Consider the following 18,918-nt stretch of genomic DNA (forward strand, 5'->3'; position numbering starts at 1 on the left):
AATGTCATCGCATAGTGCACGAGTCGTGTAGGTGAGACAAAAGCGTTTACGCTTTTGAACAGCGCTTGCGCTGGCCCGAAGGGCGAGTCTCGAAGAGACGAGTCACCTGCGTTCAGGTTCGAGCCGAGCGAAGCGAGACGACAACGCGTAGCGTTGCCCGTAGGGCGAGGCCGGAGGCCGAGTCAATCCTGCACGACCCACTATTTCTAGAAAGTATTCCCAATCTTAAATATCTCAGCAATGTCATCGCATAGTGCACGAGTCGTGTAGGTGAGACAAAAGCGTTTACGCTTTTGAACAGCGCTTGCGCTGGCCCGAAGGGCGAGTCTAGAAGAGACGAGTCACCTGCGTTCAGGTTCGACAAAATCGCCGGGAGTGATTTTGAACAGCGCTTGCGCTGGCCCGTAGGGTGAGTCTCATGGATGAGACGAGTAATAAGCGAAGCGAGACGACAACGCGCAGTGTTGCCCGCAGGCCATCAATTCAACACACCCCACTATTTCTAAAATTTATGTCGTGCATCTCTTTCTTATCACCTGTCGCTTCATTCACGTAATTTCCCATATGGCAATAAAAACAACCTAGCTAACAAATATAATTTAATCTCGTTGATGGTTTATTTATATTTCCGCTTCAGATAAGTAATTTCCATTTGGTGATTATTTAAAAGCGCATAAAATAATAAAAATCGCACTCACTTATTAACAAAAAGAAACAAAGCAAAAGGCGGGAAGTGCTTCATTCATTACTACGCTTTAATGGTCGCCGAAAATTCTATTGCGTGACACGCCTTATTTTACTTCCGATCTTATTGCTGCAGCGCCTGGTATTCTGCAGGCGTTCGCCATTGCTTTGGAGAAAGATGATATGTTATCGCGTCGTGATATCTTGAAAGCCTCCGCCGTTAGCGCGGCCGCCGCCGGTATGATCGGCGGCATGGTGAAGTCCGCCGTTGCCGATGATCACCGCAATATTGTGCCGCCCAGCAGCTACCAGCCGCCCGCCGATGCGCGGGGCGTGTATAAATACAAATTCACCGACAGTAAAAAGCGCAGCCTGCCCAGCGGCTGGGCGCGGGAAGCCACCGTTGAACAGTTCCCGATTTCTGAAGGCGTAGCCGGGGTTGATATGACGCTGGAGCCTGGCGGCGTACGCGAGCTGCACTGGCACGCTATCGCCGCTGAATGGGCCTTTATGCTGGAGGGGCGGGCGCGCATTACCATTATCGATCCAGAAGGAAAATGTGAGGTGGCGGATTTTGGCCCCGGTGATGTGTGGTATTTTCCGAAGGGCTACGGCCATTCCATTCAGGCGCTGGCTGAGGGCGCACATTTTATTCTGGCTTTCGATAATGGTCACTTCTCCGAATTCGGCACATTCAGTATTACCGACTGGGTGGCGCATATGCCGAAAGAAATATTAGAAAAAAGCGTTAATATGCCGGCATCAATATTCTCCAAGGCCAAACAGGGCGAGGCTTATATTGTCGGCGGAGCGGTACCGCCGGCGTTGCCGTTAGCTAAAAATGACGGAGGCCTGAATAATTCGCCGTTAACGCACCGTTATCAATTAATGAAACAGAAACCGTTCTTTGAAAATGACGCCGGCAGCGTGCATTTGGTGTCGTCAAAAGAATTTCCTATTTCCACCACCATGACCGGCATTATCGAGATCGTCAAACCCGGTGCAGTACGCGAACTGCATTGGCACCCGAACGCCAATGAATGGCAGTATTATATTTCCGGCAAGGGGCGTATGACGGTATTCAGTTCGCACGGTCATGTCCAAACCGAGGAGTACGCGCCTTCCGACGTCGGCTATGTGCCGCAAGGGTTCGGTCATTACATTGAAAATCTCGGCGACGACGATCTGAAGGTGCTGATAGTGCTGGATAACGGCATCTATCAGGACATCTCTCTGTCCGACTGGCTGGCGAAAACTCCGGCTTACCTGCTGGCGGACAACTTCAATAATCAGGTTGAGGACTGGCAGGCGCGGCCGAAGGACAAGTTGGTGATGTCGCGCCGCAGAAAGTAACGGCAGCAAGAAAAGCGGCAAGCGCCGGTGACAGGCTGGCGTTTTCCGTTCCCCCACTCATATTCATTGACCCTCAAAGTTTCAACGGTTAAACAAAAATCGTCTATAGACGAAAATTAGAGCGACTTTTGTCTTTTGTTTGGGTATTTTGTTTAGTATATAAAACATTGGGGCAGGGCAACCGCAGGCGGCGGTTGCGACAGGTTCTCCAGACTAGCACAGAGATGACAGTGATGAGTGAAATGTTTGACGCCAATGCGGCAATCTACCCGTTCCCAGCCAAACCGATACCGCTCGACCAGGCGGAAAAGGCCTTCTACCGTGAGAAAATCAAAACGCTGTTGAAGCAGCGCGATGCGGTGATGGTGGCCCACTATTACACCGACCCGGAAATTCAGGCGCTGGCGGAAGAAACCGGCGGCTGCGTTGCCGATTCGCTGGAGATGGCGCGTTTCGGCAGCAACCACCCGGCCTCAACTTTACTGGTGGCGGGGGTGCGCTTTATGGGGGAAACGGCGAAAATTCTCAGCCCGGAAAAGCGGGTGCTGATGCCGACGCTGCATGCTGAATGTTCACTCGACCTCGGCTGCCCGGAGGCGGAGTTCAACGCCTTTTGCGATAGTCATCCGGATCGCACCGTGGTGGTCTACGCTAATACATCAGCGGCGGTAAAAGCGCGTGCCGACTGGGTTGTCACCTCCAGCATTGCCGTTGAGCTGATTGAACATCTCGACAGCCTCGGGGAGAAAATTATCTGGGCGCCGGATCGCCATTTGGGCAACTATGTTCAAAAACAGACCGGGGCCGACGTCCTGTGCTGGCAGGGCGCCTGCATCGTCCATGATGAGTTTAAAACCCAGGCGCTGATGCGCATGAAGGCGCTCTATCCCGAGGCGGCGATTCTGGTGCATCCGGAATCGCCGCAGGCGGTGGTTGATTTGGCCGACGCGGTCGGCTCTACCAGCCAGCTGATTCAGGCGGCGCAGAATTTACCGCAGCGGCAGCTGATCGTCGCCACCGACCGCGGCATCTTTTATAAGATGCAGCAGGCATGCCCGGACAAAGAGCTGTTTGAGGCGCCGACCGCCGGTGAAGGGGCGACCTGCCGCAGCTGCGCGCACTGTCCGTGGATGGCGATGAATGGCCTGAAGGCGATTGCCGACGGGTTGGAGCAGGGCGGTGCGCAGCATGAAATTTTTGTCGATGGCGCGCTGCGGAAAAAAGCGCTGCTGCCGCTGAACCGCATGCTGGATTTTGCCGCAACGCTGAAGATGCAGGTAAAAGGAAACGCCTAAGTTAACCCGATGAAAAGGAAGGCCCGATGAATTTTTTTAGTACCAGCAACATCATGGTGCATATCCCGCTGGGGGCGGGTGGCTATGACCTGTCCTGGATTGAGGCGATAGGCACGCTGTTCGGTCTGTTGTGCATCTGGTACGCCAGCCAGGAAAAAATCATCAACTATCTGTTTGGTCTGATCAACGTGACGCTGTTTGCGGTGATCTTCTTCCAGATTCAGCTGTACGCCAGCCTGCTGCTGCAGCTGTTTTTCTTTGGCGCCAATATCTATGGCTGGTATGCCTGGAGCCGGCAGACGGCGGAGCATCAGGCCGAGCTGCAAATTCGCTGGATGCCGCTGCCGAAGGCGCTGGGCTGGGGAGCGGCGTGTGTGGCGGGCATCCTGCTGATGACCTTTAACATTGACCGCGTTTTCGCCTGGCTGACGCAGGCGGCGGTGACGGTGATGCAGGCGCTGGGGCTGCCGGTTGAACCGCCGACGCTGCAGCCGGACGCTTTCCCGTTCTGGGATTCGACGATGATGGTGTTGTCGATCGTGGCGATGATTCTGATGACGCGCAAATACGTGGAAAACTGGCTGCTCTGGGTGGTGATTGACGTGATCAGCGTGGCGATTTTTGCCTACCAGGGCGTGTACGCCATGGCGCTGGAGTATGTCATCCTGACTCTGATCGCACTGAACGGTTCCTGGCTGTGGATCCGTAGCGCGGCCGACCGAGGGTCACGGCCGCTCTCCTCCCACTCTTGATCTTATCGCTCCCGCGCCGGCCGGTGCGGGAGCGCCCTCGTCAGTGGTGATGGCCCAGGTGCGAGTGTGAATGTGTGTGCTCACTCGCTTCCGGCGCCCGGTTGATGCCGCAGTCCGGCGTATCGCAGTGTTGGTATTCCATTTGGATGGTCACGTGACCAATCTGATAATGCTTAAGCAGATAAGCTTCAATGCGGCGCAGCAGGCCATCGTGGTCGTGCGGCGGAATCACCTGAGCATGCAGCGTCATTAGTTTTTGTTCGCCGATCTGCCAGACGTGAACATGATGAATATTACGCACCTCGGCGATATTCAGGCACAAATCCTTCTGCAGTTTGACGATATCGACCTCCTGCGGCGTACCTTCAAGCAGCTCGTGGAAGCTCTCTTTCAGCAGGCGCCAGGCGCTGCGCACCACCAGACAGGACACCAGCACCGATAAAATGGGGTCAATCGGCGTCCAGCCGGTGGTGAGGATCACAATGGCCGCGGCGATGGCGCCTACCGAGCCGAGCAGATCCCCCAGTACATGCAGCGCCGCAGCGCGCACGTTAATATTTTTCTCTTCATTGCCACGGTGCAGCAGCCAGAAAGCGAACAGATTCGCCAGCAGGCCGGCGACGGCGATAATCAGCATCGGCGTGCCCATAACCGGCTGCGGTTCGAAGAAACGCCGGATGGCCTCCCACAGAATAAAGATAACGATCGCCAGCAGCGCCGCCGCGTTAAGAAACGCCGCCAGCGTGGTCAGCCGCAGGTAGCCGAAGGTGTGGCGGGCGTTGGGTTTACGCTGTGAAAAGTGCACCGCCATCAGCGCCACCAGCAGTGCGGCGGCGTCGGTCAGCATGTGTCCCGCATCGGCCAGCAGCGCCAGCGAGCCGGAAAGCAGGCCGCCGATGGCCTCGGCCACCATAAACCCGGCGGTGACTAAAAAAGCGGTTAGCAGGCGTTTACTATTGCTGTTTTTCGGCAGATGAACGTGTGGGGTTTCTGACATCTTATGTCCTTATTTAACGTGATACTCAATCATTCATCGTCGGCGCGGCGGCGTCCAGCTGCGTTAACAGCTGCGCCACGGCGGCGTCGATCTCAGTATAGGCCTCTGCGGCGAATTCTCCGCGCCTGGCGGCGTCGATCGCCTGCTGGCAGCGCTGCGCCGGTATGCCGAGCTGCAGCATCAGCAGGCTGCCCTTAATACGGTGCGCCGCCTGGCCCAGCGCCAGCCAATCCTGCCGTTGCGCCGCCGCCTGCAGTCGTTGGCGATCGGCCAGCAGGGTAGTGCGCAGCGTGGATGCCAGCCGCTGTTGCATGGCTACATTATCGCCGCCGAGCACCGTTAGCTGGTTTTTTAGGTCAGTAAGGGCTAACTGGGGCTGGGTAAAGCGGCTGTTTTCGGCTAAAACCTGTTCAATCACCGCCAGGGAAATCGGCTTGGTGAGAAAATGGTCAATATGCACCTGCCCGGCGGGAATGCGGGTAAACTCCTGCACGTCGGCGGAACACAGCACGATGTGGCAGGCAGGCAACCCACGACGCCGTTCATCGCGGCGGATCAGGCGCGCCAGCGTCAGGCCGTCCGGGCGTGGCATATTGTAGTCGATAAACAACAGTTCGAAGGGCTGTTGGCGGTGGGCCTGCAACAGCGGGTAACCGTGTTCAAACAGCGCCGGCTGCAGAGCGAAATGGCGCAGCTGACGTTCCATCAGCAACAGATTGGTCGGATGGTCGTCAATCAGCGCGACCCGCAGCGACGGTGAAAAACGTCGCGCCGGCGCGGCGTCCTGCGGCGGCGGCGTGATGGCCTGCGCCGTGGCGGCCGGCAGCGTCACATCAACCTGTGTACCCACGCCTGGCTGCGAGCGCAGGACAATCGCGCCGCCCATCTGCTCGACAATCTCTTTACAGATCGACAGTCCCAGCCCGGTGCCCTGCACAGAAATACGCTGTGCGCCGCGTGCCCGGTAAAAGGGTTGGAACAGCTTGTCCAGCTCATCGGCGGCGATGCCGCAGCCGCTGTCGGCGACGCTCAGGTGCAGCGTGCCGTCTTGCCAGGCCAGACCAACCTCAACGTAGCCGCGCGTGGTGAACTTAATGGCGTTATTTATCAGGTTGTTGGCGATCTGAAGTAAACGCTCACCATCGATAGTGACGGCGTCGGGCAAGCTCTCATCAAGACGGACGCGGAAGGTCAGCGCCTTGTTGCCGAGCAGCGGCCGGTACAGCGCCTGCAGATGTTCTCCCCACGGGCGCAGCGCCAGCGGCTGGGGCGCCAGGGTGAGCGAGCCGCTTTCCAGCTTGGCGTAGTCCTGCAGATCGTTCAGCAGATTCAGCAGCGAGGCGGCGGAGCTGTAAATCACCGGCAGCCCTGCCGGCGTCGGCGTTTTTTTCAGCTCCAGTTCCAGCAGGCCGAGGATGGCGTGCATCGGCGTGCGCAGTTCATGGCTGACCGTCGCCAGAAATTTACTCTTCCTGCGGTTTTCCGCTTCGGCCTGACGGCGCGCCTGTTCTAGCCGGCGGTGCTCGCGCTGCTCACGGCGCTGCTGCCGGTAGCGGCGCACGATCCACAGCAACAGCAGCAGAATAATCACCGCCAGCAGCGTCAGCAGCCAGGTGGTCTGCGGCGGCATGCGGTTATCGTTCACCGCGTCGATCAGGCTGCTGCGGTCGACAATCCAAGTCTCACGCAGCGACCGCAGCGTCTCCGCCGGGATCTGCATCAGGTTCTTATCCAGAATGCCGAGCAGCAGGGGCCGATCGGGACGTACGCCGAAGGCGATAGGATAGGCGATATTATTGGCGGGAAAGGCCAGCCGGATGGCGCCGGAATAGCGCGACAGCGCCAGGAAGTTGGCGGAAATGACATTGTCCACCAGCGCGTCCACCCGGCCGTTCGCCAGCGCGTCATACAGGCTTTTGGCGTCGCTGAATGCGATTGCCTGATTGCCGGCAGGGATAAGACTGCGCCCGAGGTCGCCCTGCACAAAGCCGATGCGTTTGCCCTGCAGCGCGGCCCAGCCGGCGATATTTTCGGCGTAGCGACCGACGTAGACGCCCCATAACGCGCGATGGACCGGCATACTGGCGCTGTAATGGGCTTTGGCGTCGGCGGTGAGCGGCAGCGCGGCGCGCATCAGCGCCTGGCCGCTGCTGACCAACGCGTCGGCCTGCTCGGCGTTGCGTGCCCAGACCGGGGTAAACTGCAGGCCGCTGTTTTGACCGATGGTATTAAGAATATCGACCAGATAGCCGCGCGGCTGGTTATCGGCGTCGCGATAGACAAAGGGGAAGTTATTCTCAACGGCGGCATAGGGCACGCTGCGGTGCGCGGCGACCCAGTTTTTCTCCATCAGCGTCAGATCGGCGTTGCCGGTATCCAGATAGCTGGGGATTTTTTTACTCCAGCGGCTCTGCAGGCTGTTCATCAACTCCATCGGCGTATCGGCGATGGCGTTATTCAATGAATCAATGAGCCTGGCGTCGTTCGCGGCGAAGACAAATGACAGGCTGCCCAGGTTGATGGCGCTTTCCACCTGGTAAAGCTGCCCTAATTGCAGCTGATCGATAATAAAACTGGCGCTGGCGTCATCGGCAATAAAGTAATCATCGCTGCCGTTAAGCAGGGCGTAGACCGCCTGAAAATTATTGTCATAGCGCTGTACCTGAGAGGTGACGCCCTGCAGCGCCGTGCCGGCCTGCATATCGGTCAGGGCGCCGATGGCGACGCGCGCGGTTGCCGAGTTGAGCATCACCGGCCGGTTATTGTTGCGATCGCGCAGTACCCGCAGGTTGCTGGCGTAATAGGGGTGCGACAGCTGCAGCGGGCCGGATACGGCCTGCCGGGGTATGCCGTACAGCAGGTCGATCTCCCCGCGCTGCAGCGCCTGCTGTAGCCGGGTGAGGTTGGCGAAGCCGAGAACCTCGAAGCGGATGCCGGTCACCTGCTGAATGTAGTCGAGGTAGTCGGCGTTCAGCCCATACAGATCATCATCCACGATGATGTTATAAGGGCTGGTGTTTTCGCTGATAATGCCTACGCGCAGCATCTTACCGCGCCAGGGGTTTTTCTCCCGCGCCAGCAGCATGTCATTCGGCAGCGACAGATTGCTGACCAGATGATAGCGGGGCGGCTGCGCGGCCAGCGCCGAGGCGCACAGCGCCAACAGGCTGAACAGCAGAATCAGGCGTTTCACGGCGCCAGCTCTTTAAACACTGCCGCCAGCTCCAGCAGATTTGCCGCACCGGTTTTGCGCAGAATATTTTTCTTGTGGGTGCTGACGGTTTTATTGCTGATATTCAGCATCTCGGCAATCTGCAGGTTTGATAGTCCCTTGCTCAGCAGGGCGAGCACCTGCAATTCTTTGGCGGTTAACGACGGGCCGGGACCGTTCTCTTCCTGCTCGTCGCCGAGCGACGGCGGGAAAACGCGTTCCCCCTGCATCACCTGTTCAATACAGCGCACCAGCTGTTCCAGCGATGCGCCCTTATGGACAAAACCGCTGGCGCCGGACTGGTAGGCCAGACGCGCATACAGCGCTTCCTCCTGCGCGGTATAGATGATGATACGCTGTTGCGGGTAGTGGCGGCGGATCTTCTTCAACAGCTGCAGGCCGTCAACCTGCGGCAGGCCGATATCCAGAATCAGCACGTCGCAGCGCTGCCGGCTGAGCCAGGTGAGCGCTTGGCTATCGTCCGGCTGCGCCGTCAGGACGTAGGGATGGCCGGATTTTATCAGCGCCGCTTCCAGTGCGACATGAACCAACGGGTGATCGTCAACCAGTAACAGGGAAAGCATCGTCATGTTCGTCTATTGTCCAGCAGGGGCCTGAGAGTAGCATAGCGAAAAAGGAGGTCCTGCGCCGCCGTTATCTGACAGCACAATCTGCTGCCAAATCGGTGGTTAAAAGTCAGCAGGGCAAAGTGATTTACAGCGCCTGCCGCACAGGCTAGATTGGTTGGATCCGCGCATTGCGATATACCCCTTCTTGATACCGAATGGAAAAGTTATGAATTACCAAAACGACGATTTACGCATCAAAGATATTAAGGAACTTTTACCCCCTGTCGCGTTGCTGGAGAAGTTTCCGGCCACGGAACAGGCGGCAGAGACGGTGTCGCTGGCGCGCAATGCGATTCACAACATTCTTAAAGGCAGCGACGACCGCCTGCTGGTGGTGATCGGCCCTTGCTCCATTCACGACACGCGCGCTGCCAAAGAGTACGCGCAGCGTCTGCTGCAGCTGCGCCAGGAGCTGAACGGCGAGCTGGAAGTGGTGATGCGGGTTTATTTTGAGAAACCGCGCACCACCGTGGGCTGGAAAGGGCTGATCAACGATCCGCTGATGGACAACAGCTTCCAGATCAACGAAGGCCTGCGTCTGGCACGTAAGCTGCTGCTGGATATTAACGACAGCGGCCTGCCGGCGGCGGGCGAGTATCTGGACATGATTACGCCGCAGTATCTGGCGGATCTGATGAGCTGGGGCGCGATCGGCGCGCGCACCACCGAATCGCAGGTGCACCGTGAACTGGCTTCCGGTCTCTCCTGCCCGGTGGGCTTCAAAAACGGCACCGACGGCACCATTAAGGTGGCGATCGACGCCATTAACGCCGCCGGCGCCGCGCACTGCTTCCTGTCGGTCACCAAGTGGGGTCATTCGGCGATCGTCAACACCGGCGGCAACGGCGACTGCCATATTATTCTACGCGGCGGCAAAGAGCCGAATTACAGCGCGGAACACGTTAAAGCGGTGAAAGAGGGGCTGAGCAAGGCCGGTCTGCCGGCCAATGTGATGATCGACTTCAGCCATGCCAACAGCAGCAAGCAGTTCAAGAAGCAGCTGGACGTCAGCGCCGACGTCTGCCAACAGATTAGCGGCGGTGAAAAGGCGATTATCGGCGTGATGATCGAGAGTCATCTGGTGGAAGGTAACCAGAGCCTGGAAAGCGGTGAACCGCTGGTGTACGGCAAGAGCGTCACCGATGGCTGCATCGGCTGGGAAGATACCGAAACCGTGCTGCGCGATCTGGCGGCGGCGGTGAAGGCGCGCCGCGCCCGCTAAGCCCGCAGGCTGACGCATAAAAAAAGCCCCCGGTGTAAACCGGGGGCTTTTTTACGTCAGGGCGGCAATTACTTCGCTTTGCCCTGGTTGGCTACCGCAGCGGCTTTAGCGGCGATTTCGTCCGCGTTGCCCAGGTAGTAGTGTTTGATTGGCTTCATGTTCTCGTCGAACTCATACACCAACGGCACGCCGGTTGGGATGTTCAGTTCGAGGATCTCATCTTCGCTCATGTTATCCAGGTATTTCACCAGCGCGCGCAGGGAGTTGCCGTGGGCGGCGATGATCACGCGCTCACCGCTCTTGACGCGCGGCAGGATCTCTTCGTTCCAGTAAGGGATAACGCGGTCGATGGTCAGCGCCAGGCTTTCGGTCAGCGGCAGCTCTTGCTCGCTCAGGGATGCATAACGCGGGTCGTGGCCAGGGTAGCGCTCGTCATCTTTGGTCAGCTCCGGCGGGGTAACGGCGAAGCCGCGACGCCACTGTTTTACCTGCTCGTCGCCGTATTTCTCTGCGGTTTCCGCTTTGTTCAGGCCCTGCAGCGCACCGTAGTGACGTTCGTTCAGTTTCCAGGATTTCTCGGTCGGCAGCCAGGCCTGATCCAGCTCATCCAGGATGTTCCACAGGGTGTGGATCGCGCGCTTCAGTACGGAGGTGTAAGCGAAGTCGAAATTGAAACCTTCATCTTTCAACAGTTTGCCTGCTGCTTTCGCTTCGGTGCGGCCTTTATCGGACAGGTCAACATCGTACCAACCGGTGAAGCGGTTTTCGTTGTTCCACTGGCTTTCGCCGTGACGCACCAGAACCAGCTTAGTTACAGCCATAGCTTAACTCCTTAATAATCTGACATTTCAATGATAACGAAAATCATTATATTGCCGCGGCCGGTGGCTCGGCAATCGATAGTGCTTAACCATAGCCAATTTATTGCCGTTAAGTAAGATCTGAAAGGATGAAAAAGCTGAATCGTTCAAGCGTGGGGAGAGTGCGGCGCGCGCGGGGGAAAATGCGGCGCGCCGTGGGAAAAGCCGGCAATCAGGCGGCTTTTTTCAGACAGCTGCTCATAAAGGTTTTACGCGCGTCGCCCTTCAGGCTTTGCTTGGCGGCGTCGGCATTACAGCCTTTCATTTTCTGCTGTTGCGGCGTCAGCGCTTTACCGGCGGCCTGATGGCCTTCGGCTTTCAGGCAGGTGCTCATGAAGGTGGTACGATCGGCGCCCTTCAGCGATTTGGAAGAAGCCTGTTGATTACAGTCGGTCATACGTTTTTGTTGGGCGGCCTGCGCCGGAGACGGAGCTTTTTTTGCCGGGGCTTCTGCAGCCATCAGGTTGGCGCTCAGCAGCAAACCTGCCAGTAACGGAAGTGCAGTAATCAGTCGCATAGGTGTTCCTTCAGCTATTAACCGGCCGGAATGGCCGAAAATTGTGACGCAGCACAGGATGTTGTGCTTATCACGGTAGGCTGATTTTAGTGCGCGTACGGGTATAAAGGAAGGAACGGGGCGGCAGGAAAAGGGTAAGCATTTATAACAACACGCCCCGCGCTGCGGCGCGGGGGCGTCGGTTAACGCGGGGAAAACAGATAGCGGGTGATGCTGTGATAGTTTTGTCCCGGTTGTAGCCAGCAGCTGGGCTGCGGCCATTCCGGGTGGTGCGGGCTGTCCGGCAGAAATTCGCTTTCCAGCGCCACGCCGGCGTAATCGCCGTAGCTGCCGCCGTCGCGCGCCGGCGTGCCGGCAAGATAGTTACCGCTGTACAGCTGCAGCGCCGGTGCAGTGGTGAAAACGTGCATTTCCAGCCGGCCGTCCGCCGAGCACAGCCGCGCCGCCGGTTTATCCAGCGCCAGACAGTCGCGCTGCAGCAGATAAGCGTGATCGTAACCCTTCACCCGCTGCTGGGCGGCATCACGCAGCAGATCCTGCGCCAGTGTTTTAGGCTGGCGGAAATCCATGCCGCTGCCGTCGACCGCCGTCAGCGCCGCGCTGGGGATCCCCTGCTCATCGACCGGCAGGTAATGATCCGCGTTGAGCTGCAGCGTCTGCTGACGCGCGTCTTGTCCGGCGCCGTCCAGATTGAAATAGGCATGGTTGGTCAGGTTGACCGGGCAGGGACGATCGGTCTGCGCCTGGTAGTCGATCTCCAACTGGTGGTCGTCCGTCAGGCGGAAGCGGGCGCTGACCTGCAGATTGCCGGGGAAGCCCTGATCGCCGTCGGGCGAATGCAGCTGATACGTTACCTGCTGCCGATCCTGCTGGGCAATGTGCCAGCGGCGGGCGTGGAAGCCCTCCGGCCCGCCGTGCAGCTGGTGCGGCCCCTGATTGGCCAGCAGCGCCAGCGCGCCGCCGTCCTGCGGCAGGCTGGCGTTGGCGATGCGGTTGGCGTAGCGGCCTACCGTAGCGCCGAGATAGGCGCTTTGCCGCAGATAGTCGGCAGGCGTGGCGCAGCCGAGCAGCACCTCACGCGTTTCGCCGCCGCTGAGCGGCAGCCGCGCTGAGAGCCAGGTCGCGCCCCAATCCATCAGCGTTACCGTCATCCCGCCGGCGTTGCGCAGGGTGGTTAAGGTAAACGGCCGGCCATCCGGCGCACGTTGTTCTTCAGCGATGTTCAGCATGAGCCGGCTCCTGCGGATGCGGTGCAGACATAGAAGGTTTCCTGCAGGCCGTTGGCCCGCAACGGGTACTCCCGTTGTACCGCCGCACGCACCGGTTCAACCAGCCGCTGCGGCATCAGCGCGACGATGCAGCCGCCGAAGCCGCCGCCGGTCATACGCACGCCGCCGTGTTCGCCGATCGCCGCTTTGACAATCTCCACCAGCGCGTCGATCGGCGGCACGGTGATTTCAAAGTCATCGCGCATGGAGGCGTGCGACTCGGCCATCAATTGCCCCATCCGGGCTAAATCACCGCAGGCCAGCGCCTCGGCAGCGGCCAGCGTGCGGGCGTTCTCGCTGATAATATGGCGCGCACGTTTGGCGACCAGCGGGCCCATCTCATGCTCGCGGGCGTTGAACTGTTGCTGGCTGACGTCGCGCAGCGCCTTGACGCCAAAGAATCCGGCGGCCTGTTCACACTGCTGGCGACGGGTATTGTATTCACTGTCGACCAGCCCGCGTTTGACATTAGAGTTGATGATCACCACCGCTACGTCGTCCGGCAGCGGCACCGCGCGGGTCGCCAGTGAACGGCAGTCGATCAGCAGCGCGTGATCCGGCTGGCCGAGCGCGGAAATCAGCTGATCCATAATGCCGCAGTTGCAGCCGACGAACTGGTTTTCGGCCTCCTGGCCGTTCAGGGCCAGCGCGACGCCGTCGAGCGGCAGCTGATACAGCGTCTGTAAGGCCTGGCCGACGGCCACCTCCAGCGAGGCGGAAGAGCTGAGACCGGCGCCCTGCGGCACGTTGCCGCTGATCACCAGGTCGGCGCCGCCAAACTTGCCGTTGCGCTGCTGCAGATGCTTCACCACGCCGCGCACGTAGTTGGCCCACTGCAGCTGCTCATGCGGCACGATCGGCTGGTCGAGGGCGAATTGATCTACCTGATGATCATAATCGGCCGCCAGTACGCGGATCTGACGATCGTCGCGCTTGGCGATGCTGATCACGGTCTGATAGTCGATGGCGCAGGGCAGTACAAAGCCGTCGTTATAGTCGGTGTGTTCGCCGATCAGATTGACGCGCCCCGGCGCCTGTACGGTGAGGGTCGGTGCGTAACCGAAATGCTGGGTAAAAACGCTCTGGGTCAATTCTTGCAAACGCATTATTGGGCTCCGGCTTCACGGTAATGGATATCGCTGACCGCCCGCAGACGTTCGGCGGCCTGTTCGGCGGTCAGATCGCGCTGGGTTTCCGCCAGCATTTCATAGCCCACCATAAATTTACGCACCGAGGCGGAGCGCAGCAGCGGCGGATAGAAGTGGGCGTGCAGTTGCCAGTGGCGGTTATCGGCGCCGTTAAACGGTGCGCCGTGCCAGCCCATCGAATAAGGGAAAGAGCACTGGAACAGATTGTCATAGCGGCTGGTCAGCTTTTTCAGCGCCACGGCCAGATCGGCGCTTTGCGCCGCATCAAGGTCGGTCAGGCGTTGCCGTGCGCTTTTCGGCAGCAGCAGAGTCTCAAACGGCCATGCCGCCCAATAGGGCACCACCGCCAGCCAGTGATCGGTTTCCACCACCGTGCGGCTGCCGTCCTGCTGTTCGCGTCGGGCATAGTCCAGCAGCATCGCGCTGTTGTGTTGCTGATAATAGTCGCGCTGCAGCCGGTCTTCACGCTCGACTTCATTTGGCAGGAAGCTGTTGGCCCATACTTGTCCGTGGGGGTGCGGATTGGAACAGCCCATGGCCGCGCCTTTATTTTCAAACACCTGCACCCAGGGGTAGTTGCGGCCCAGCTCGGCGGTTTGTTCCTGCCAGGTTGCTACCACCAGCTCCAGCGCCGGCAGACTAAGCTGCGGCAGCGTTTTGCTGTGGTCCGGCGAAAAGCAGATCACCCGGCTGGTGCCGCGCGCGCTTTGGCAACGCATCAGCGGATCGTCGCTTTCCGGCGCCTGCGGCGTATCGCTCATTAGCGCGGCGAAGTCATTGGTAAACACGTAGGTGCCGGGATAGTCCGGGTTTTGGTCGCCGGTAACGCGCGTATTGCCAGGGCACAGGAAACAGTCGGGATCGTGCTGCGGCAGGCTTTCCTGCGCGGGCGCTTCCTGCTGCCCCTGCCAGGGACGCTTGGCGCGATGGGGGGAAACCAGCACCCATTGGCCGGTCAGCGGATTGAAGCGGCGATGAGGGTGAACGATAGGATTAAAATCCGTCATAGTCATTCCTTCGGCATCTTTTATACGTAGTGGTAACGATTACACTGCGTATTATTCGGCCATTCATTGGATAGCGTCAGCTAAATAATGGCTAAAAGATAGCATATTTGCGAGCATGAAAAGGTGATCCAGAGCGAAAAATGGAATCGTTTACATTAAGGTAAGGATCTTTACCACAGAAGGAGCCGGTGCAACAGCCCTGGCCTTTTCGTATGGAGAAATCAGGTGTGTGGTAGCGTTTTCATCCATAGTATCCGCCGACAGACGAGCGCTGCCGGCGGCGGGGATTAAGGATGCTGATAGAACGGATAGGTAAAGAACAGCAGATGCGTCATATTCAGGCCAAAGTGCAGTGCGATCGGCACCCACAGGCGTCCGCTCCACATCCAGGCCAGGCCATACAACAGCCCGGCCAGCGTGGCGAAGATCGCCATCAGCATGCCGGACGGGAAGTGTGCCGCGCCAAACAGCAGGGCGGCGATCACCAGCGCCGGCCAGGCGCCCAGCCACTGGGTCAGCCGCTGCTGCAGGTAGCCGCGAAACAGCGCTTCTTCCGCCATCGATACAAAGAACAGGTTGGCCATCATGAAAGGCAATATCCAGCTTGGGAAGTGGCTTTCCAGCTTCAGGCCGCCCAGCGCCACCGCCAGCAGCAACAACAGCGGCACGCACAGAATCAGCAGCAGCCAGGCCAGGCTGCCGACGTTTTTCGCCGCTTTGCCGCTGTTGAACAGCGTCGGCAAACAGGCGAACAGCAGGAACGGCAGCAGCGCCTTATCAAAGTTATAGCGCAGCGTATAAGGCGCGCTGAGCGGCCCGGCCTTACTGCCGTCCACCATCAGCTGATTGTTGATGCCGGGCACCAGGTGCAGAAACAGCGCCAGACTGCTGGCGAGCAGCAGGACTTCCAGTGCGACGGACAGCCCGGCGTTGGCGCGGTAGTGATGACGCAGCCCGGCGGCCAGAGCGATAACGGCCAGGTACGCGGCTCCCTGCGGCGTCAGAATCTGATGATAGATGCCCATACCGGCCGATGCCGCCAAAATCACCCAGGCGATCAGACGGTTAAACGGCAGAAAAAATAGTGCAGTCGACAGTACGCCCCACATAACGATTATCCCTTTAACATAAATATGCGACACCCGCTTTCAAAGACCGCCATGACTCCGCCGGAATACTGCCGCCGGCCGGTCAAATGGAGATTAGGCGGATAGTAACACAAGCGAATCGCGCTGAAGGTCGGTGCAGTGAGGAAAAGTGAGCGCCTGGCTACGGTGTTTGCCGCGCAGCCAGGCGGGGCGGCCCCCGCCTGATGAAAAAAATTACTGCAGCGGCTCTTGCTGATAACGGTAACCGTCGCCGGAGGGGATAAAGCTTAAGCGGTGGGTAATGCACTGCGGGGCGTCTTCCGCGTGGTGCGAGACAAACAGCAGCTGGGTGGTGCCTTCGCCGATCAGCACATCAATAAAACGGCGCACCAGCTGGCGGTTAAGCGGATCCAGCCCCTGCAACGGTTCATCCAGGATCAGCAGAGCCGGGTGCTTCACCAGCGCACGAGCGATCAGCGCCAGGCGTTGCTGCCCCCAGGACAGGCTGTGGAACGGTGTTTCGCCCTGGGCGCCGCCCAGCCCCAGCAGCTGCAGCCACTGTTCGCTCAGTTGGCGCTGACGATCGGATACCGCCTGATAGATGCCGATCGAGTCAAAGAAACCGGAAATGATCACGTTGCGCACGCTGCTGCTGACGCGGTACTCTAGGTGCAGGCTGCTGCTGACGTAGCCGATATGACGTTTGATCTCCCAGATGGTTTCACCGCTGCCGCGGCGACGGCCGAACAGGGTCAGATCGTTGCTGTAGCCCTGTGGATGATCGCCGGTGATCAGGCTGAGCAGCGTAGATTTACCGGCGCCGTTCGGGCCGACGATCTGCCAGTGCTGGCCGGGATCCACCTGCCAGCTGAGACGATCGATGATGGCACGATCGTTATAGCTGACCACGCCGTCGCGCAGTACGATCCGCGGCTGATCCACCGGCAGGGCAGGCTGCTGTTGCGGATCCTCGCTTTCCGGCAGCGCCAGACCGGCGAGGTTTTCACTGTGCGCCAGCTGCGCCACCAGCGCGTCGGCCATCACCTGTTGGCGCGGGCCCTGGCTGGCCAGCGTGCAGTCGGCCAGTACGCCGACCTGCTGAACAAAGTCGGGGATTTCGTCAAAGCGGTTTAACACCAGCACCAGGGTATAGCCCTGTTGCGCCAGCTGCGCCAACAGTTCGGCCAGCTGGGCGCGCGAAGCGACGTCCAGCCCGTCAAACGGCTCATCCAGAATCAGCAGGTCCGGTTGCCCCATTAGGGCGCGGCACAGCAGCGTTTTGCGGGTTTCGCCGGTGGAGAGATATTTAAAACGGCGCTCAAGCAGCGCGCTGATGCCGAACTGCGCCGCCAGCTGTGCGCAGCGCGCCGGATACGGATGTTCTTCCTGAATAATCTCGGCGGCGGTGCGGCCGGTATCTTCTTCGTCAGGGCTGAGCAGGTCGGTATTGTTGCGTTGCCACTCATCGCTGAGCATTTTCTGCAGCTGTTCGAAAGAGAGGCGCACCGGCTGCTGAAAGTCGCCGTGGCGTTCGCCGCGCAGCAGCGGCAGCTCATCAGCCAGCGCACGGGCCAGCGCCGATTTGCCGCTGCCGTTGGCGCCGACGAACGCCCAACTGTCGCCGGCGCGGATCTCCAGCGTCTCCAGCGACAGGGTGCGGGTATCGCTTAAACGAAATGAACCTTGCGAAATGCGCAATGACGACATCACTTATTCCTTTTTTTGCAACTCTTTGGTTTAGAAATAAGCGCATCGCCGGCGGATGTCAATTGACAAAAATGCAACGACACATTGCATTCAGCACAGCGTCGCGATAATCACCCGATCGGCATTGAACAGGGCGTTAACCGGCATCTCCGGCTGCAGTTGCAACTGCTGCAGCTGCTGATTGTCCAGCGTCGCACACAGCGTTTCACCGCCGGCGAGGGTAACCAGCACTTCGCTGTACGCGTCGCCGGGCTGAATATGGGCGACCCGGCCGGGCAGTACGTTATCCGCCGCGTCGTCGCCGGCGTCATCGGTGCTGAGCGTCACCCAGGGGGCCTTGATCAGCGCCAGCACTTCTTTGCCCGGCGCCAGTTGCAGGCGGTCGGCGCTCTGTTCGGTGACGGCGGCGGTCAGCCGGGTGTGGCCGTCGGCCAGCAACAGCTGAATGTGTTGCTGCACCTGTTGCTGCTCGCGCGCCGTCACGGTGGCGAAAAACTGGTTGCGGGCGCTGGTTTGCAGGGAGAAGCGTGAGATGGCCGCCAACAGGCTGTCCAGCGGCAGCCGATCCTGCTGCAGCACGTCGAAGGCTTTCTGCTGAATTTGCCCCAGCAGATCGTACAGCTGGATCAGCCGTTGCCCATAGTGGGTCAGCTGTGCGCCACCGCCGCCTTTACCGCCGGTGGCGCGCTCCACCACGGTCTGTTCCGCCAGTTGATTCATCTCATTGATGGCGTCCCAGGCGCTTTTATAGCTGATGCCTGCCAGCTTGGCGCCCTGGCTGATGGAGCCGGTATGGGCCACCTGCTTGAGCAGGGCGATGCGGCGCGGGTCGGCAAACAGTTTTTGCTGCAGTTTTAATGTCAGAAGTATTTCGGCCTGCATGGTACGTTCCGTAGGCTGCAAAAAAGTGGCTATCCGCCGCGGTGCGGGCTTCCGGTTATAGGGCGGAGAGGCGGCGCTGGCGCGATATATGATGCGCTATTGTCACCGATCTGACGACAATGCGCCAAATATCGCATTATTTTTTCCCGCGTTGAGGTAGCATAGCCGAATATTTCAGCACGTTTGGCTGAGGACTTCGGGGCCACAGCCGCTACAATAACCCTGTTTTTAACGTGAATTTCCGATACCGTAAAGCGACAGCCGCAAACGTGTCAGCCACCGGATTCAGGCCGTCGTT

15 protein-coding genes and 1 other RNA gene are annotated in these 18,918 nt (G+C 59.2%); 5 read left to right on the plus strand and 11 right to left on the minus strand.

Annotation, left to right across the window (positions count from 1 at the left end):
- Positions 1 to 66 precede the first annotated feature (66 nt).
- The 4 genes from CLM71_RS05900 to pnuC all read left to right on the plus strand — a co-directional run bounded on the left by CLM71_RS05900 (position 67) and on the right by pnuC (position 4,084).
- A non-coding RNA gene (locus CLM71_RS05900) (RtT sRNA) lies at positions 67 to 203 on the plus strand.
- A 664-nt stretch (positions 204 to 867) separates the two neighbouring features.
- Positions 868 to 2,037, plus strand: a complete 1,170-nt coding sequence (locus CLM71_RS05905; RefSeq protein WP_105233229.1) for a cupin domain-containing protein — start codon at positions 868 to 870, stop codon at positions 2,035 to 2,037.
- A 233-nt stretch (positions 2,038 to 2,270) separates the two neighbouring features.
- Positions 2,271 to 3,332, plus strand: coding sequence for a quinolinate synthase NadA (nadA, locus tag CLM71_RS05910; protein WP_105230167.1), 1,062 nt, complete (start codon positions 2,271 to 2,273; stop codon positions 3,330 to 3,332).
- 26 nt (positions 3,333 to 3,358) lie between these two features.
- The gene (gene pnuC / locus CLM71_RS05915; RefSeq protein WP_105230168.1) at positions 3,359 to 4,084 is read left to right on the plus strand and encodes a nicotinamide riboside transporter PnuC; all 726 of its coding nucleotides are present in this window, start codon (positions 3,359 to 3,361) and stop codon (positions 4,082 to 4,084) included.
- 40 nt (positions 4,085 to 4,124) lie between these two features.
- On the opposite strand, the gene zitB is transcribed toward pnuC, so the two are convergent.
- The 3 genes from zitB to CLM71_RS05930 are packed head-to-tail and all read right to left on the minus strand — an operon-like array spanning position 4,125 to position 8,876.
- Complete coding sequence (gene zitB, locus CLM71_RS05920; RefSeq protein WP_105230169.1) at positions 4,125 to 5,081, minus strand: CDF family zinc transporter ZitB; 957 nt, start codon at positions 5,079 to 5,081, stop codon at positions 4,125 to 4,127.
- A 25-nt stretch (positions 5,082 to 5,106) separates the two neighbouring features.
- Entirely contained in the window at positions 5,107 to 8,274 is a 3,168-nt protein-coding gene (locus CLM71_RS05925) for a transporter substrate-binding domain-containing protein (RefSeq protein ID WP_105230170.1), read from the minus strand.
- Positions 8,271 to 8,876, minus strand: coding sequence for a response regulator transcription factor (locus tag CLM71_RS05930; protein WP_105233230.1), 606 nt, complete (start codon positions 8,874 to 8,876; stop codon positions 8,271 to 8,273). The genes CLM71_RS05925 and CLM71_RS05930 overlap by 4 nt, the downstream gene beginning before the upstream one ends.
- A gap of 211 nt (positions 8,877 to 9,087) precedes the next feature.
- On the opposite strand from CLM71_RS05930, the gene aroG reads away from it, so the two are divergent.
- The gene (gene aroG / locus CLM71_RS05935; RefSeq protein ID WP_105230171.1) at positions 9,088 to 10,143 is read left to right on the plus strand and encodes a 3-deoxy-7-phosphoheptulonate synthase AroG; all 1,056 of its coding nucleotides are present in this window, start codon (positions 9,088 to 9,090) and stop codon (positions 10,141 to 10,143) included.
- A gap of 68 nt (positions 10,144 to 10,211) precedes the next feature.
- Here the strand turns inward: aroG and gpmA are convergent, their stop codons facing one another.
- The 8 genes from gpmA to modE form a co-directional block, all read right to left on the minus strand.
- Positions 10,212 to 10,964 carry a 2,3-diphosphoglycerate-dependent phosphoglycerate mutase gene (gene gpmA / locus CLM71_RS05940; protein ID WP_015671378.1) on the minus strand — a complete coding sequence of 251 codons (753 nt, stop codon included), beginning with the start codon at positions 10,962 to 10,964 and terminating at the stop codon, positions 10,212 to 10,214.
- Between the two features lie 211 nt (positions 10,965 to 11,175).
- On the minus strand, positions 11,176 to 11,520 hold the full coding sequence (locus CLM71_RS05945) for a PsiF family protein (RefSeq protein ID WP_105230172.1): 345 nt from the start codon (positions 11,518 to 11,520) through the stop codon (positions 11,176 to 11,178).
- Positions 11,521 to 11,702: 182 nt separating this feature from the next.
- Positions 11,703 to 12,749, minus strand: a complete 1,047-nt coding sequence (gene galM, locus CLM71_RS05950) for a galactose-1-epimerase (protein ID WP_105230173.1) — start codon at positions 12,747 to 12,749, stop codon at positions 11,703 to 11,705.
- Positions 12,743 to 13,894 carry a galactokinase gene (gene galK / locus CLM71_RS05955; protein WP_105230174.1) on the minus strand — a complete coding sequence of 384 codons (1,152 nt, stop codon included), beginning with the start codon at positions 13,892 to 13,894 and terminating at the stop codon, positions 12,743 to 12,745. Before galK ends, galM begins: the two co-directional genes overlap by 7 nt.
- Positions 13,894 to 14,943 carry a galactose-1-phosphate uridylyltransferase gene (gene galT / locus CLM71_RS05960; protein ID WP_105230175.1) on the minus strand — a complete coding sequence of 350 codons (1,050 nt, stop codon included), beginning with the start codon at positions 14,941 to 14,943 and terminating at the stop codon, positions 13,894 to 13,896. The genes galK and galT overlap by 1 nt, the downstream gene beginning before the upstream one ends.
- A gap of 287 nt (positions 14,944 to 15,230) precedes the next feature.
- Entirely contained in the window at positions 15,231 to 16,052 is an 822-nt protein-coding gene (locus CLM71_RS05965; RefSeq protein ID WP_105230176.1) for a CPBP family intramembrane glutamic endopeptidase, read from the minus strand.
- 213 nt (positions 16,053 to 16,265) lie between these two features.
- Positions 16,266 to 17,738 (minus strand): molybdate ABC transporter ATP-binding protein ModF, encoded by a 1,473-nt coding sequence (gene modF, locus CLM71_RS05970; RefSeq protein WP_105230177.1) that lies wholly within the window; start codon positions 17,736 to 17,738, stop codon positions 16,266 to 16,268.
- 90 nt (positions 17,739 to 17,828) lie between these two features.
- Positions 17,829 to 18,620, minus strand: coding sequence for a molybdenum-dependent transcriptional regulator (gene modE, locus CLM71_RS05975; protein ID WP_105230178.1), 792 nt, complete (start codon positions 18,618 to 18,620; stop codon positions 17,829 to 17,831).
- Positions 18,621 to 18,918: the final 298 nt, after the last annotated feature.

This window comes from Serratia sp. MYb239 (genome assembly GCF_002966855.1).
Taxonomy (GTDB): Bacteria; Pseudomonadota; Gammaproteobacteria; order Enterobacterales; family Enterobacteriaceae; genus Serratia_B; species Serratia_B rhizosphaerae.

Excerpts from the sequence above, each read along its gene's own strand:
- nadA (WP_105230167.1), top strand. The coding sequence starts at position 2,271 with ATGAGTGAAATGTTTGACGCCAATGCGGCAATCTACCCGTTCCCAGCC.
- pnuC (WP_105230168.1), top strand. The coding sequence starts at position 3,359 with ATGAATTTTTTTAGTACCAGCAACATCATGGTGCATATCCCGCTGGGG.
- CLM71_RS05965 (WP_105230176.1), bottom strand. The coding sequence starts at position 16,052 with ATGTGGGGCGTACTGTCGACTGCACTATTTTTTCTGCCGTTTAACCGT.
- modE (WP_105230178.1), bottom strand. The coding sequence starts at position 18,620 with ATGCAGGCCGAAATACTTCTGACATTAAAACTGCAGCAAAAACTGTTT.
- aroG (WP_105230171.1), top strand. The coding sequence starts at position 9,088 with ATGAATTACCAAAACGACGATTTACGCATCAAAGATATTAAGGAACTT.
- CLM71_RS05930 (WP_105233230.1), bottom strand. The coding sequence starts at position 8,876 with ATGCTTTCCCTGTTACTGGTTGACGATCACCCGTTGGTTCATGTCGCA.
- galM (WP_105230173.1), bottom strand. The coding sequence starts at position 12,749 with ATGCTGAACATCGCTGAAGAACAACGTGCGCCGGATGGCCGGCCGTTT.
- galK (WP_105230174.1), bottom strand. The coding sequence starts at position 13,894 with ATGCGTTTGCAAGAATTGACCCAGAGCGTTTTTACCCAGCATTTCGGT.
- galT (WP_105230175.1), bottom strand. The coding sequence starts at position 14,943 with ATGACGGATTTTAATCCTATCGTTCACCCTCATCGCCGCTTCAATCCG.
- CLM71_RS05945 (WP_105230172.1), bottom strand. The coding sequence starts at position 11,520 with ATGCGACTGATTACTGCACTTCCGTTACTGGCAGGTTTGCTGCTGAGC.
- modF (WP_105230177.1), bottom strand. The coding sequence starts at position 17,738 with ATGTCGTCATTGCGCATTTCGCAAGGTTCATTTCGTTTAAGCGATACC.
- CLM71_RS05905 (WP_105233229.1), top strand. The coding sequence starts at position 868 with ATGTTATCGCGTCGTGATATCTTGAAAGCCTCCGCCGTTAGCGCGGCC.
- zitB (WP_105230169.1), bottom strand. The coding sequence starts at position 5,081 with ATGTCAGAAACCCCACACGTTCATCTGCCGAAAAACAGCAATAGTAAA.
- gpmA (WP_015671378.1), bottom strand. The coding sequence starts at position 10,964 with ATGGCTGTAACTAAGCTGGTTCTGGTGCGTCACGGCGAAAGCCAGTGG.